This window comes from uncultured Psychrosphaera sp. (assembly GCF_947500655.1).
In the GTDB taxonomy this organism is placed as follows: domain Bacteria; phylum Pseudomonadota; class Gammaproteobacteria; order Enterobacterales; family Alteromonadaceae; genus Psychrosphaera.
Genome location: NZ_CANMSK010000002.1, coordinates 89,584 through 105,509 on the forward strand (window position 1 = coordinate 89,584; position 15,926 = coordinate 105,509).

General features: G+C 37.0%; 15 protein-coding genes. 7 read left to right on the forward strand and 8 right to left on the reverse strand.

Going from position 1 to position 15,926, the window contains the following annotated elements:
- Positions 1–98: 98 nt before the first annotated feature.
- From Q0940_RS02550 to Q0940_RS02565, 4 genes are all read right to left on the reverse strand, one after another.
- On the reverse strand, positions 99–2,729 hold the full coding sequence (locus Q0940_RS02550) for a TonB-dependent receptor (RefSeq protein WP_299263477.1): 2,631 nt from the start codon (positions 2,727–2,729) through the stop codon (positions 99–101).
- Between the two features lie 106 nt (positions 2,730–2,835).
- Positions 2,836–3,327, reverse strand: coding sequence for a RidA family protein (locus tag Q0940_RS02555; protein ID WP_299263479.1), 492 nt, complete (start codon positions 3,325–3,327; stop codon positions 2,836–2,838).
- Between the two features lie 27 nt (positions 3,328–3,354).
- Positions 3,355–3,969 (reverse strand): c-type cytochrome, encoded by a 615-nt coding sequence (locus Q0940_RS02560; RefSeq protein WP_299263483.1) that lies wholly within the window; start codon positions 3,967–3,969, stop codon positions 3,355–3,357.
- Complete coding sequence (locus Q0940_RS02565; protein ID WP_299263485.1) at positions 3,959–5,548, reverse strand: FAD-dependent oxidoreductase; 1,590 nt, start codon at positions 5,546–5,548, stop codon at positions 3,959–3,961. Before Q0940_RS02565 ends, Q0940_RS02560 begins: the two co-directional genes overlap by 11 nt.
- A 357-nt stretch (positions 5,549–5,905) precedes the next feature.
- Between Q0940_RS02565 and Q0940_RS02570 the strand changes: the two genes are divergently transcribed.
- Entirely contained in the window at positions 5,906–6,907 is a 1,002-nt protein-coding gene (locus Q0940_RS02570; protein WP_299263487.1) for a LysR family transcriptional regulator, read from the forward strand.
- A gap of 107 nt (positions 6,908–7,014) precedes the next feature.
- Here Q0940_RS02570 and Q0940_RS02575 read toward each other — a convergent pair whose 3' ends face one another.
- The 3 genes from Q0940_RS02575 to Q0940_RS02585 all read right to left on the reverse strand — a co-directional run bounded on the left by Q0940_RS02575 (position 7,015) and on the right by Q0940_RS02585 (position 9,682).
- Positions 7,015–7,293: a hypothetical protein gene (locus Q0940_RS02575; protein ID WP_299263489.1), complete on the reverse strand. Its 279-nt coding sequence runs from the start codon at positions 7,291–7,293 to the stop codon at positions 7,015–7,017.
- Between the two features lie 454 nt (positions 7,294–7,747).
- Positions 7,748–9,058, reverse strand: a complete 1,311-nt coding sequence (locus Q0940_RS02580; RefSeq protein WP_299263491.1) for an amidohydrolase family protein — start codon at positions 9,056–9,058, stop codon at positions 7,748–7,750.
- Positions 9,059–9,319: 261 nt separating this feature from the next.
- Complete coding sequence (locus tag Q0940_RS02585) at positions 9,320–9,682, reverse strand: DUF1304 domain-containing protein (RefSeq protein WP_299263493.1); 363 nt, start codon at positions 9,680–9,682, stop codon at positions 9,320–9,322.
- A gap of 241 nt (positions 9,683–9,923) precedes the next feature.
- On the opposite strand from Q0940_RS02585, the gene Q0940_RS02590 reads away from it, so the two are divergent.
- Complete coding sequence (locus Q0940_RS02590) at positions 9,924–11,474, forward strand: cryptochrome/photolyase family protein (protein WP_299263495.1); 1,551 nt, start codon at positions 9,924–9,926, stop codon at positions 11,472–11,474.
- An 87-nt stretch (positions 11,475–11,561) separates the two neighbouring features.
- Entirely contained in the window at positions 11,562–11,816 is a 255-nt protein-coding gene (locus Q0940_RS02595) for a TIGR03643 family protein (RefSeq protein ID WP_299263497.1), read from the forward strand.
- A 47-nt stretch (positions 11,817–11,863) separates the two neighbouring features.
- Here the strand turns inward: Q0940_RS02595 and Q0940_RS02600 are convergent, their stop codons facing one another.
- Positions 11,864–12,445: a TetR/AcrR family transcriptional regulator gene (locus Q0940_RS02600; RefSeq protein WP_299263499.1), complete on the reverse strand. Its 582-nt coding sequence runs from the start codon at positions 12,443–12,445 to the stop codon at positions 11,864–11,866.
- A 160-nt stretch (positions 12,446–12,605) separates the two neighbouring features.
- Between Q0940_RS02600 and Q0940_RS02605 the strand changes: the two genes are divergently transcribed.
- From Q0940_RS02605 to Q0940_RS02620, 4 genes are all read left to right on the forward strand, one after another.
- The gene (locus Q0940_RS02605; protein ID WP_299263501.1) at positions 12,606–13,628 is read left to right on the forward strand and encodes an aldehyde reductase; all 1,023 of its coding nucleotides are present in this window, start codon (positions 12,606–12,608) and stop codon (positions 13,626–13,628) included.
- 242 nt (positions 13,629–13,870) lie between these two features.
- The gene (locus Q0940_RS02610; protein ID WP_299263503.1) at positions 13,871–14,530 is read left to right on the forward strand and encodes an energy transducer TonB; all 660 of its coding nucleotides are present in this window, start codon (positions 13,871–13,873) and stop codon (positions 14,528–14,530) included.
- Positions 14,531–14,632: 102 nt separating this feature from the next.
- Positions 14,633–15,250, forward strand: coding sequence for a sigma-70 family RNA polymerase sigma factor (locus Q0940_RS02615; protein ID WP_299263505.1), 618 nt, complete (start codon positions 14,633–14,635; stop codon positions 15,248–15,250).
- Positions 15,247–15,861, forward strand: a complete 615-nt coding sequence (locus Q0940_RS02620; RefSeq protein WP_299263507.1) for a hypothetical protein — start codon at positions 15,247–15,249, stop codon at positions 15,859–15,861. Before Q0940_RS02615 ends, Q0940_RS02620 begins: the two co-directional genes overlap by 4 nt.
- The last annotated feature ends 65 nt before the right edge of the window (positions 15,862–15,926 follow it).

Sequence of the window (15,926 nt, forward strand, 5' to 3'; positions counted from 1 at the left end):
AATAACAAAAAAGCCGAGTGATTTATCACTCGGCTTTATCAATTTAGTCACTTGTTATTTCTAACTGTGACTTATAACGTAAACGCTATTTTTAACTTTTAGAATGTATAGTTCAAACGAGCGTAGTAGTAACCACCCTGCCAATCAACAATGTTACCAGCCCAGTAAACGCTACCACAACAGTCATCGCCTTCATCTTCATCCGGATAAGTATCTAGAATATTACGAGCGCCGCCAGAAATACTTAAACTATCACTGATAGTGTAAGACAATTCAAGGTCAAATAATACACTTGGGTCATAGGTTTGAATTACCGTTGCATCAGAGTCGATTGCATTATCATACGAACCATAAAAGTTTCCGCGTAATAAAACAGATAACGCATCAAAGTTATGTTTAGCTGATAAAACCGTACGCCACTTTGGTATAGCGTTTTCTAAGTCATATTGATTTTCAGCATTTAAATAGGCTGAAACTTCATCAACGCCTGTGTCAATTACGGTTGAGTTATAGTTTACAGAACCCGTTAATAAAGTATCTACTAGCTGATAAGTTGCAACAAAATCAAAACCTGAAGTTGTCGTATCAAATGCATTTTGGAAGTAATTTACACCACCAATTGTATTTGCACCTGCAACACCGGCAGCTTCAAGCGCTAAATAATTATCATACGCTTCTCCAGTTGTAGAATCCGTTGACACATCTTTGGTTGAAACTGCGTAGAAACGATCTTCTAAAGCAATGCTGTATAAGTCGAAAGTAAGATTCAATTTATCAATATTACCGGTAAAGCCTAATGAGTAGTTCACTGATTTTTCAGGTGTTAATGGCTCCGCTCCTAGTGCTAGCCCTACAGGACTTGATGCTGGGAATAAACCCGTTGCTACTGGTAAACCATTTGGTAATCGAGTAGAAACATTGGTTGTACCTTGTTGACCCGGTGTTGGCGCTCGGAAACCTGTACCAACAGAACCACGTAAATTAAAGTCATCCGTTATGCTTAACTTAACAGCAATTTTACCAACTAATTCATCACCAAAATCTGAATAGTCTTCGTAACGAAAGGCTGTTTGTACGAATAACCAGTCAGATAAATCTGTACTTAAATCAAGGTATGCACCAACCATGTCACGTTCATAAGCACCTGAATATACTTCGGAATAACCAGGGAAACCATTAGAGCCTACGCCAACAGCAGTATAAACAGCATCTGAACTGTCAGAACAATCTAATGTAGAGCCGTTTGCAATAACCGCTAAGCCATTAGCTGTTGTGGTACCGTCATCATTACAAAAATCATGAGGATCTGGCAACGCATAGTCTCCAGCAGTATAAGATGCTTCATCACCAGCACCTAGTTCATAACTTTCTTCCATATAAGTAAGACCAAAGGCAACTAATACATCTGAATATAAGCCTATCTCTAAATATTTAGTAAAGTCAGCTGATAATTGCAACTCTTCATTGGTTAAGTCACCAGGTTTGAATGTTGTTGGAGATGCAGATCCCAGTGAAGGGTTAATTGTATTTTTTAATGTATATTCAATTTTATTAGAGCCAAAGCGAGCGCTAATGTCATAAGTCATTTCGTTAGCTAATTCACCTTCTAGACCACCAACAAACGACATATCAGTAATGTCACCAAAGAATCGAGGGGTAAAACCACCTGGAAATTTTTCTAATGGAGAATAAAGTAAACCATCTTCTTCGCGTATATCTTCAATTGTGCCATTACCTGGGTAACGATAATAGAAACCACCATCACCTTCACTTTGAGAATAGTTACCAAATGCGTAGAAATTCATAGAGTCACTAAGTTCATAACCCGCATTGAAGAACATACGGGCCGCAGAGGTATTAGGTTGTCCCCACGGTTGAACAACACCTTCGCCATTAAGGTTAGCATCAGCTAACCCTGCAATAAAGGCATCTTCATCATAACCAGCTAAACTAGTGTCAAGACCTGTTAAAAAGTCTGGATCATTCACATCAACACATGCCCAACTTTCACAGTACTGCTCTGAGCGCGATGTAGAAGATGTGTCTGAATATTCAGCAGAAACACTAACAAATCCTTTATCGCCAAGAGCAAAACCTAAATTACCTGTAATTGAAATTTGCTCACCGTCACCTTCATAATATTGACCTGTAGTAACAGAAACTGAACCACCTTCACTATTGTCTTTTAATGCAAAGTTGATAACACCAGCGATAGCATCACTACCGTATTGTGCTGCTGCCCCATCACGTAACACTTCAACACCTTTAAGCGCTGACGATGGAATAGTCGCGATATCTGGACCTTGCGTACCAGAACCACCAATTTGAACTAAAGCTGAACGATGACGACGCTTACCATTAATTAAAACTAAGGTTTTATCTGTTGGCATACCACGTAGGGAAGCTGGACGGATAAATGAAGCACCATCAGAGATAGGTTGCCTTTCTAAAGAATAAGACGGAACTAAGGTTTTTAATATGTCATTAGTGTCTGAAAACGGAACCGCGGCCAAATCATCTTCACTAAATACATCAACAGGTACTGGTGAATCTGCAACCGATCGTGGCGCACCGCGGGAGCCGGTAATAACAATTTTTTCAACTGCTTGGTCTGTGGCTGCGGCATCTTCTGCCTCTTCAGCGTAGGCTGTTGATATAGCAACAGAGCCTATTGAACATGTTATTAAGGCCGTTCTTATTGCTTTGCTTAGTTTGGTTTGCGTTAGCATAATGTTCCCCTTAGTAGGATAAATGTTATTATTTTTATTAAGTTATTGTTTTTATTATTAGAATATTAAGCGCACGGCATTTAGGTAACTGCCGTGTTAATCGGCTTTATGGTTTAGCGATAACTACTTCTATTTCTATAAGCATATTTGGACCGCCAGCTAAGCCAGCAATTTGAAATGCTGAGCGTGCTGGTTTGTTTGGCTGTTCTTTAGTGCCAAAGTATTTTGTGTAGGCTTTCATAAAGCCTGAAAAGTCCATTTTTCCATCCATAGCTGGGTCACCAACTAAAAATACCTGCATTTTGATCACGTCAGAAAAGCTAACACCTAGCTCCTTTAAAGAAGCTTCGTAACGTTTAAATACATTTAGAGCTTGAGTTTCAGTATCACCGTAATATTCACGGCTGCCTTTTTTAGCATCAGGATTTACCGGACCTGGTACCATGCCGCTATGAAAAATTAATGCAGTGTCAGCTGTCACTTCAACCGCTCTAGATATTGGGAATGTGCTGTTGTTTGGTAAAGCGTGGCGAGTTACATCTGCTAATGCGCTCGCAGAAAGTAGAGTCATTGCTGTTAGTAAAATATATTTTTTCATAAGAGTATCCCTAAAATTATAGTTGAGTTATTTAAGTTGAGCTATATAAGCAGCAAGGTTTGCAGCATCTTCTTCTGAAGTGATCACAACACTGGCGGCTTTCATTTGTTGGCCGTAGGTATCATCACTTTCTGAGCCACGAACACCTGTACGGAAGTGATTAAGTTGTGTTAAAACATACCAGTCATTGAGTCCTGTTAAATTAGGAGCACCAAGTAACTTATTGCCATGACCTTCAGCTCCATGACATGCAGCACAAGTTTGATATAACTGCTTACCTGCATGAGCATCTGCGGTAATACTATTGGTTGGTTTTAATGATTCGGTTGATGCAATCCATTCAACAATATTTTCAATTTCTTGTTCGGATAGTTGCGAGACCATATTCATCATTTCACCACCGGTTTTATCTTCAGGGTGGCTGCCGCGAATACCGTCTCTAAAGTTTTTTAATTGGCGATTAAGGTACCAAGGTTGCAATTTCGTCAATCTAGGAGCGCCAATATTAGGGTTTCCTTTCACTTGGTTGCCATGGCAAACCGTACAATATTCAAGACCTTTTGGTGTTATAGCTTCTTTTGCTATTACCGTATTTGAAATGCAAAGCAGTAGCCCGATGATTAATGAGAATTTAACTAACATGAATTTTTCCTCCTTGATCAACACTTGCACTAAGTAGCGTATTTAGTTGCTGTAGAGCTTGCTCACTTGAGGCTAATGCTCCTTCTTGCCAACCACTGTGATGACTGATCTGATCACCAATCATAATGTGACGACCTTCTGGTTTTTGTAGCATGTGGAAGTATTTTTCAAAATCCTCTTCATTCATACGCATACCACAGCCCATTTGGTGATTCATACGAGCCCAAGGAATACTGATGCCATTTTCAATATATTTACTATAACCCGGATGAATTTTTTCACCCGATATAGCGCCTACTTTTAAACGTTCAGCTGGAGATAATGACTCGAACATTGCGCTTGCTTCTGGATCCCATGTATACGCACCAAGCAACACACCTTTCTTGGCATTAATGTCATGTGATGGATACCATATTTGGTTAATTGGATCTGCGGAGTAACTAATACCGCCATAAATTCCATCTTTCTCCCAGAATCGTTCTTTCATCTGGTAAGCGATTTTGAACAAATGACCACGTTTAATACTATTTAGGCCATCTTGATATGTTGAAGTGAAATTATTTTCTATACCAGCCATAAAATAAGCTGGAATACCATTAAAACAGTAATCAGCTTGTACTGTATGGAATTTTCCTCCTTGCTCATAAGTAACCTCTACCCCCTTTTCACGGTTATAGATCTTTTTCACTTGAGCGTTTAATACAGGCTGTTTTTTTAGGTTTCTGAGGAACGCTTTTACAACTGAATCCATACCACCGATTGGTTCCATTAAAGGTTCACACCAATCATATAATTCTGCGCCTAGAAGACCGCCGTACCAAAAACGGCTATCTAACATGGCTTTTAATTCTAATGGAGCATGTGGTTGAGGATGTTCTAACATTCGATCTGTTGTTGAACCTGCACGTTCGCTACCTATGTACTTGCCGTTTTCAGTTAAGTCGCCAAAGGTTTTAGAAAATGACATTAATTTTTCAACATCTTCTTCATTAAGCATTTGATCAAAAGTACTTGAGTCTGCAGATTTCCATAACAGTTCAGACATTAAGCCGCGAGCATCTGTATGGTATTCAATAATACGTTTTGGTTTGCCACCTAAAAACTGATCATCTTGGAAATAAGACATTTTGCTGCTATTAGCTTTGACCTGTAATGGTACATTTAGTGCCTTACAATAGTGCAAGATGCGACGATGGTGACCAGGAATTCGTGCTGGGCCACAATTGAAGAACATATTCTCTTCTTTGTCGAAATTACAAATTTGGGTATTACCCATTTCATCAATTTTATCGCCGTTACGCACTGTTAAGTTACGTCCGCCAGCCCTAAATGATGCTTCTAAAATAGTACAATTATAACCTGCTTGTTCTAACTCAAATGCCGTTGCAAGGCCCGCTATACCTGATCCCAAAATAAGAACGCTTGGTTTGTTTTTTGCTGATGGAGGCGCTATTTTCACAGGGCCTGAATATGAATCTTCATTCATCATTCCCATTGCTAAACCGGTTTTAAGTAAGGCTGATGAGCCGCCTACTGCGCCTATGTATGAAAGAAACTGCCTTCTACTGATATTTTTCATTTTGGGGAGATAACCTTTAAATCTATGACTGAAACTCAAGAAATCATGGATTTATCCTATATAAAGCTTATACAGCCTAGAACGTAAAATAATATGTAGGGGGGACAATATTATTTTTATACCCCTTACAAACAAAGGGCTTTAAAACGATTTGCTAATGTAAATTTTCGTCCAGTAATAGAATGAAATATTCTGGCATTGAGGTTGCATTATGGAATATTAAATTTGGAATAAAAAATTTTGAGAAAACATAAGGATATTATAATTTTAGTATAAAAAATAAGGTTGTGATGTGATGTTAGTACAATGTTTAAAGGTCGTAATATTGATAGAACGCGATATTAGGTTTGGTGATATATGAATACTAAACAATTACAATATTTTTTAGCTACAGCTGAACAAAGAAGCATAACCGCAGCAGCAAAAAAGCTTGATATTGCCCAGCCCGCAATTAGCTTGCAACTTGCCAATTTAGAACATGAATTAAAGGTTAAGTTATTCGATCGTGATTTCCGTGGAATGACATTAACGGAAGTCGGAGTGAAGTTTGAAAAGCACGCAAAAAAAATACTATCGCAAATGCAACTGGCAAAATCTGAGGTAACTGAGACTCAGAGTGAATGTTTAGGTAAAGTAGTGGTAGGGCTTAGTCAGTCAGTATGTAATGTTTTATCAATGGAGTTACTTAATGAAATTGAACATCGTTATGAGAATATTGAGCTAACCTTTCGAGTTGGCCCATCTTATATTGTTGATAGTTGGCTATCGGAAAAGAAGATAGATATCGCCTTATGTTATGACGATTCAGCTTTTCTTGATTCTAAGGCGAACGTCATAGAATTAATCCGTGAAGATCTGTTTTTATATATATCAGAAAAACCTCAAAACCCCGCTTACAGTGAGCTTAAATTATACTCAGCAATTCCTTTCGTAGATTTACAAAACTACGAAATATTTATGCCCGATAAAGACGACGCGTTATCAAAGTTATTAGTTAAAACCGCGGATAATTCAGGCATAAAACTAAGAACAAAAGATGCATTTGGTCAAATGATGACAACATTACATTTTGTTACCCAAGGTTTAGGACTAGTAGTGTGTCCATCATCATCTACCTTTCACTTAGAACAAAGTAAACACATTAGAGGCATTAAAATCGTTGCACCTCGGTTACAACAGAAGTTGCATTTGGTTAAGGCTGAAGACGTCGAAAATGCAAATGCTGTTGACGCTATATTTGAATTGATCCGTGAGGTTACCGCCTGTGTTCATACTCAAAATAATTGGCGCGGCACCTTGCTAGATAAAAAATATTACTTGCCAAAAGTCATTGATATTGAAAAATTTGTTGAGGGTTAATAACCTGCTCAACAAACTCATATGTAATATAACGGTAGGTTAAAAGCTTGTGCCTATTAAAGGTAAACCTTACTTTCATTGAAACAACAAGTGGTACAAAAGTTAACTTATTTGTTGCCCCATATTTTTGCAATTGCTCGATCATTTCCCAACAAGCCAACGACCTCACATAATAAACCTAATAAAAAAAATACTATAAAAGGAATAAACCCCGCCAACTGTTCTGAGCTGATTGCAGACATGAGCGAAACACCTGAAAGAACCCAAAATAGAATACCAACAACAAGTGTAATTTTTCTGTGGGATTTTTCATGATTGTATTCATCTTCACCAGACTCAAGTACATTAAGGATTGGGCTGAAGATTTTTCTAAATGTATTTTTCATAATTACTTCTTAATAAGGTTAATACGATTCAATATAGTTTTTTATTTATACATATTGTCAGACAGCTAACTAATCTTCAATTTACATATTTATCAATCCATTAAAAAACAAAGAAAAACATTTTCTATCAGTTATATCAGATTAAGGTCATACTGCTGTTGAGGCACATTAAGATATATTGATGTTGTCTTTGATAATACTGATATTCCGCCCTCAAGTTGACCTTAATCAACTTTAGGTTTTTATGCACTTATTACTAAGGTAAATATTATGAGCAAAGGACAAGACAGTAAAAAAAATAGTAAAAAGCAGCCATTGTTAACTGCAAAAGAAAAGAAAGCAGCTAAAAAAGACAAGAAAGCAGAATCTAATGTGATCGGTCGTCAATAATGAATTAGGCTACCAACTATTATTTATATGTTTGGTAGCCTTTTTGTATAAATAAACCAGATTACTAATGTTTTATTACGTTCCCTCCTTTCACTACAACAGTAACGTTTTCTAATACAGAAACATCTTTCAATGGGTTACCCTTTACAGCGATAAAGTCGGCATATCTTCCTGTCTCAATGGCGCCAACATTAAGTTGACCATTTTCATTACGCCAATCTAATAACTCAGCAGCTTTAGACGTTGCAGCTTGAATAGCTTCCATCGGTGTCATTCCCCACTTAACCATATAAGCGAATTGCTTGCCATTATCGCCATGCGGATAGACACCAGCATCAGAACCAAAAGCAATATTAATTCCCATTTCATGTGCTTTTTTAAAGTTCTCTCGTTGTACTTTTCCAACCAAGCGCTCTTTAGCCAATGACTCTTCTAAAATACCGGCCTTTTCACCTTCACCTAAAATAAAAGAACTCACGTAAACATCCATTACTAAATAAGTACCGTTTTTCTTAGCTAATCTTAAGCCTTCAGCATCAATAAGCGAAGCATGCTCAATTGAATCAACACCTGCGCGAATAGCACGTTTAATACCTTCTGCCCCATGTGCATGGGCCGCTACTTTGCGGTAACGATCGTGAGCTTCACTTATAAGTGCTGACATTTCAGTACTATCAAATTGCGCTGCATTTACATTAGTATTTTTAGATAATACACCACCTGTAGCGGTAAACTTAATTACATCAGCACCGTGTCTAATGTTATTTCTTACTTTACCTTTTAATGCATAAGGCCCATCAGTCGCACCGGCTGAATGTGCGTCATATTCAGGAGGTAATAAATTGTTATCACAATGTCCGCCTGTCATACATAACGTAGGACCTGACACTCGCATTCTTGGACCCAGTACTTCACCGTCGTTAATACTGTCACGTAACGCTACATCTGCAAAACCAGCAGCACCTAAATTTCTAACCGTGGTAAAGCCTGCCATTACGGTGTTTTTCGCCGCGTATGCACCATATAAGGCTTGTCTTGGAATTGAAGACTCTAGACGACGATAACCATGTTTGTTGGGATTAGACGTAAGGTGAACATGCATATCTAACAAGCCCGGTAAAACCGTGTATGCAGATAAATCAGTGACCATTGCATTTGCTGGAATTTTTACCTTGTTAGCCGAGCTGACAGAAATAATGCGATCATTCTCGACTTCAATAACTTGGTTATTAAGGGTTTTACCTTTTAACACATCAATTAATGTACCCACTTTAAAGTAAGTAGACTCAGCGTAAACCGCTGATGACATCAAAATAATCGAGCATGAAATCAGGCAGTTTTTAAGAGTGGTGTTTTTCATAGTGCGGTTTTTCATTGCATAGCTCTTCATGGAGTAGGTCTAATTGATTGTAAAATTGGACTTTAACATAACTTATTCACCTATAAACCCAAATATGATTAAGGTGAATAACCTTCATGTTAAGTTTATTGAATGGAATTAATAAAGCGAAAAGTAAAAAGCCTCTAATAAAAATTAGAGGCTTGTGGATTTGTATCTAAATTGCGTAATTAAGCTTCTCGTCACGCTTATAGAGTAATAGCGCTTATGGGAAATAGCTCTATTTATAAATAACTATTATGAAAATAACACACTTAATAATGCTAACAGCGCTGGAACACCCTGAACAAATAAGATGGAGCGTTTAACAGTAAAGCTACCAAAAACAGCGGCAACTAACACACAAGATAAAAAGAATACCTGCAGTTGAAATCCAAACACTGGATTACAGTGTAATAAGCCAAATATAAGCCCAGCAGCTAAAAATCCATTGTATAAACCTTGATTGGCGGCCATCGCTTTGGTTTCTTCAGCGAACGATTTCTCTAAACCAAATACTTTTAACGTACGTGGTTTTGTCCACATAAACATTTCCATGATTAAAATGTAAATATGTTCAACAGCGACTAATGACACAAGAATAATAGATAAAGTAGACATGCTTTGTTCCTAAAATTTGATTTAATACGTTTAATATAAAGCGGTAAGTTAACAATAAATATAATAAAAGCCTAATACTGTTTATGTATGTCCATGTTGTTAACCATTAGCACTCTGATAAATTAGTTATTGCTGTTGATCTTTCTTGTCATAAAGTGCGTATAAAAAGCTAGTAATAACGGGTGTTGATGTTTGTATGAAAAACACTTACTCATAGGTCAAAATACGATGAACTTTAATAATGAAAGCTAAGCAACTCAAACTCATTTTAGGCGATCAGCTAAATCCACAACACAGTTGGTTTAGAACCGTTGATAACGATGTTGTTTTTGTTATTGCAGAACTTCATCAGGAGGCTAATTACACCAAGCATCACATTCAAAAAATTACCGCGTTTTTTTCTGCAATGCATGAATTTGCAAAAACACTTGAGTCGCAAGGTCACCGTGTATGTTACTTAACACTTGACGATACTCAGGCATTTGAGGACTTAAATGCACTGATCGTTAGCTTAGTAAAAAAATATGATAGCGAAAGCTTTTGCTATCAAAGGCCAGATGAATATCGCCTGCGAGAGCAGCTAAAGAACATCACTTCACATATTAATATCCCTGTGTATGAAGCGGACACCGAGCACTTTTTATTACCATTTGATGAATTACCAAACCATTTTACTAAAGCCACTCATGTAAGAATGGAAAACTTTTATCGGTCTATGCGTAAGCGTTTTAATATTTTGATGGAAGGTGATAAACCCACTGGTGGCGCTTGGAACTTTGACAGTAATAATAGGCAAGCGTTTAAGAAGTCTGACATTAAAGTTATCCCCAAACCGCTAGTGTTTAACAATGATGCCAGTGAATATTTAGCACGCATTAAACAACACGGTATTAAAACCATGGGGAAAGAGTCAGTTGAGGTCGCTTATCCAATTAATAAAGAGCAATCATTAACGCTACTAAGATTTTTTTGCCAACACCAATTACCAAATTTTGGTAATTTTCAAGATGCGATGACCATGGCTTCACCTTATGCATGGAGCTTGTATCACTCACGATTAAGCTTTGCTATTAACTGTAAAATATTAAACCCTCAGGAAGTTATTCAAACTGCGTTGCTGGCTTATGAAGGATCCGAGGGCAAAATTACCTTACCTCAAATTGAGGGATTTATTCGGCAAATACTAGGATGGCGAGAGTATGTTCGCGGCATGTATTGGATAAATATGCCTGAGTATGCAGACCAAAACTTTTTGTCTGCACATCGTGATTTACCTGACTTTTTTTGGCACGGTAAAACTAATATGCAATGTTTGAACAGTGCGATTACGCAATCGTTAGATCATGCTTATGCACATCACATACAACGTCTTATGATCACGGGTAACTTTGCTTTATTAGCTGGGATATCACCAAAACAAGTGGATGAATGGTATTTAGGAATTTATATCGACGCGATTGAGTGGGTTGAATTACCCAACACCAGAAGCATGGCATTATTTGCTGACGGGGGTTGGATAGCGACTAAACCATACGCTGCCAGTGGTAATTATGTAAATAAAATGAGTGATTACTGTAAAGGTTGCAAGTACGAGGTAAAAGAAAAACTAGGCGAAAACGCATGTCCATTAAACAGTTTGTACTGGTACTTTATTGGTGAAAACTATGACAAATTATCCTCCAATCATCGCATGAGTTTCCCGGTGCGTAATTGGGAAAAAATGCCTGAAGCGCAAAAAATAGAAATATCTGAACACGCAAATTATCTATTAAATAACCTAGATACACTGTGAGTATGACAGCTTTACCAGATTGAATAAGATTGATCGTTACAATGTGGTGGTACGATCATTTACTAAATTAGTTAACACAGGTGAATAATGAATTTATTACCAGATGAAAAATCTAGAATTATTGAAATGGCATGGGAAGACAGAACGCCGTTTGAAGCAATTGCATTACAATTTAACATGCAAGAAACTCAAGTGATTAAGTTCATGCGCAGTCACTTAAAACCCAGCAGTTTTAAATTATGGCGTAAACGAGTGAGTGGTCGAGCAACTAAACATAATAAATTAAGAAGCAAAGATGTTTTAAGAGCTTACTGCTCTACTCAATATAAACAAAGGGGATGATCTAAAAACTAACATTTATAGCCTGTTAATATCGTTATTTAGCCTTGTTATTTAATAATCAATCCCTGCCAAAAAATAGTTAAGAATAGATTTAGTTGCCTATCCAGTTCTTCTAAAGAATTACTGGCATTTTTTATCCCATCAATAGCCTGCAAAATTATTTTTGCTGCATCAGCGGTGCCTGCATTTAGCTTTGTCAGGTCAATTTCTTGCTCTGTTAAAGCCTTTTTTAGCACATATACAACTTTGTCAAAAAGTTGCATTTCAAAGTTCATCATTAATTCAGGCGCTAGTTTTTTGGATAAAGTAAGTAACTCTTTTCCGTTAGGTTTTAAAAAAATAGGACCAAATAACACTTGTTCCATATCTTTAATGCCATGCAATAAACACTCAAAATTATCTGCAGAATGTTTAAAACCTTTTATCGCAGCTTGTTCGCCTAAGTTAAGCGTGTGCTCTACTAAGGCTAAGAATACAGCCTCTTTATTTTTGTAGTATTGGTATAAAGCTGGGCGAGAAATACCTAGTGCATCTGCAATATCTTGCATGGATGTTTTTTTATAACCGTAGGACCCAAATACCTCTAGCGAAGCTTGGAGGATTTGATATTTTTTATCTTCAATCTGCATTTTATAAAAACACTTCTCTAATCAAAAGGGAATGAGTGCCATCCACCACACAAAAATAATCTTGACATAATTTACAAATATTGTCACCATGTCATTTCTGACGTTTTTTGTAATTTATGTCAGGTTTTGAATTTGATAAATTTTGAATAAGAGGTGAATTATGCAAGAACAAAACAAAGAAGCGGTTGTAGTTACAGGTGTCACGGGATTTTTAGGTAGTCACACATCAATTAAGCTTTTAAAGCAGGGATTTAATGTAAGGGGCACATTACGTTCTTTAAAACGTTCAGCGGAAATTGAAAAAATAATTCTAGAGCAAGTTGGTGATACTCAAGCAACGCTTAGTTTTGTTGAATGCGATCTATCAAAAGACCAAGGTTGGGATGATGCGATGGAAGGTGCTGACTATGTTATTCATACAGCGTCGCCTTTTTTATCGTATGTACCAAAAGATGAAAATGAAATTATAAAACCTGCAATAGACGGTACATTACGTGTATTAAAAGCAGCAAATGATAAAAATATAAAACGTGTTGTATTAACATCATCCGTCGCGTCTGTACTTTATGGCAATGAAAATATGCAGCAAACTGAAGAATGCTGGACAGATCCAAATGACAAAAGAGTTACTCCTTATTATAAGTCCAAAACATTAGCAGAAAGAGTGGCGTGGGACTTTGCTAATAAGACAGGATTAGAATTATCGGTTATTAATCCAGGCATTATTTTAGGCCCAGTATTGGAGTCTGATTATGGTACTTCTGCAGAGGTGATCATTAAATTGATGGATAAATCATTACCTGCTATCCCACAAATTGGGTTTACTGTTTCAGATGTCAGAGACGTTGCACAAGCACATATTTTAGCAATGAAATCACCAAAAGCTGCAGGGCAAAGATACATAGCAGCAAGTAAGTTTATGTGGATGAGTGATATTGCTAATACATTAAGATCACAATTTCCAAATCAGAAAATACCAAGTCGTTCATTACCAAACTGGTTAGTGAAAATGATATCTTATGTTGATCCTGCTTTAAAAACAGTAGTGAAAGACTTAGGCTTTAAACATAATATGAGTAATGCAAAAGCCAAGCAACAATTGAACTGGAGCCAACGCCCAGAAGATGAAACAATTTTAGACACAGCGCAAAGCTTAATTAAGCAAGGTGCGATTAAATTATAAGTGTCAGTGTAATTTTGAATTAAATGTATAAGCAAAACCATACTCATTTGAATATAAATAATATATCTAGGTGAGTATGGTTTTGTTGTTTAAGTAATACTTAATAAAATTGGTATAACTCTACACTGAAAAATAAATATTTTAATTTAACCCCTTTTTTTAACCTCAAGCGTTTTACTACTGAAGTTAATTACGCGCACTTAACTTCCTTAACTTATCCAACAATAAATTGAGGAATTAATATGAACACAATCATGCAACCGTCAACAACATACTTACCAGCACCATCTTTAGTAAAAATGGTGCTAAAAGTTTCAGGGTTTACTATTGCTGGCACCCTAATGGCACTCGTTCTTTTTGTTATTATGAGTAAATTGGCCGAAACTGAGGCGTCATTTATTGAGCCTGCTCCGGCAATCACGGTTAATGTCAATGGTATAAAAGATGAAGAGCCAACCAAGGAAAAAGTAAACCCCTTGCCTGAACCACCAAAGGCGAAGCCTATGCCGCCACAGGTTAAACAAGATCTAGCTCAAAACGATAATTTGGAACTTGGGCCTCCGGGGATTGATGTGGAAATACCAAGTATAGGATTAACGAAAATTGGGTTAGGTGGCCCCAAAAATAAAAGTGCTACACCAATATTTAGAGTTGAACCCCAATACCCAATTAAAGCAGCCACTAACGGCATTGAAGGTTGGGTTAGCTTATCTTTCTCTATAGATAAATTAGGCCGTGTAATTGATGTAAAGGTTATGGACGCTAAGCCAAAACGTTATTTTGAACATGCGGCACGTAAAGCACTTAGAAAATGGAAATACCAACCTAAGTTAGTTAATGGCAAACCTGTGGTACAAAGTGGCCAGTCAATATTACTTGAATTTGGTATGACGCAAAGTTAGCCTATTGTTTTAGATCAACACGCTTTAGTTGCATTAAAGACTATTCTTGGCAACGTTTGTCGCAGTATTGATAGTACCCGATAGGGAATATTAAGGATGAAAATGGGATTTGGACTAACCGTTAGAAGCTGGTTAAACATCGCAGAAAGTAGTGAGAGCTTGATGCTTAAATACGCAGACACGAGTGATGTTAAATATCTGAATGAGTTGATTAAACGCATAGGTGACGACTTATTCCATTATCTTTTATCACAAATAGCCGCAGACTTAGCCCACGACATCTATCAGATAACGTGGGAAAAGGTGATTAAGCGACGTAAGTCTTATAGCGATACTGGCAGTTTTAAAGCTTGGGTATTTAAAATTGCCAGATTCAGCTTAGTTGATGAATATCGCCGAGTTGGCCGTTGGCATTGTATAGAGTTTGATGAATTAGCCGATCAACAATCAACGCACGTTGACATATTGATGATGGAACAAGACATGAAATCTTTCGACGAGGCATTAAATGCGCTGCCATTTTTACAAAGAGAAGTGTTTATTTTACAACAAGAAGGATTGCGCTTACGTGAGATTTCCAACATAACCCAAACAGAAATGGAAACGGTAAAAAGCCGACTTAGATACGCAAAGTCAACCTTAAAACAAAAGCTGTTGTTAGAAGATAAAGTGTCATTAGACGATAAACTGTCATTAGAAGATAGAGAGACTGTAAAATGAGCGAAAAACATTCAGAGCAAGTTTTACAGGAGCTTTACCTTAAAAGAAAAGCCCACACAAAAGCGCCAAAGCAGCTTAATGATCAAGTGTTGAACTACGCCCGACAAACCAAATCACCGATATGGCGATGGTTAAGTGGTCCTGCTATTTCAGCCGTTTTTTTATTAGTGATCATATTTGGTATTCAACGCAATACTGATGTGACTTCACAAGCCCCAATTTATACCGTTAGCCAAGGGCTTAGTAGTGATTTAGAGGTAGTTTATTATCATGATGTTCACCTTAAAACCAACGATGTAAACCATAATAAAAAGTCAGTAAATGATGCTCAATATAATCAATATTTAACGGCATTATCTGAACTTAAAGATAGAAAGTCGTTACACGGTTTTATTACCGTTAATGACGATGTCATGGTGATCAAGGTATGTGATTTGGGCTTAGTGCAATTATCACAAGATGTGATGAAACAATTAGACAAAAGCGAGACAATAAATACGTTTGAAATAGGCTCGCCAGTAACGTTACTGGCTGATAACAGTGGCCGACTTCATCAGATAATAAACGCAGATAACCAGCATTACGACAGCAGCGTAGAAATGTGTGAGTGAGGTAAAAAGCCTAATAATGATCACTCATTATTAGGCTTTTTTAGCTTAAAATGTCGTTTAGTTTA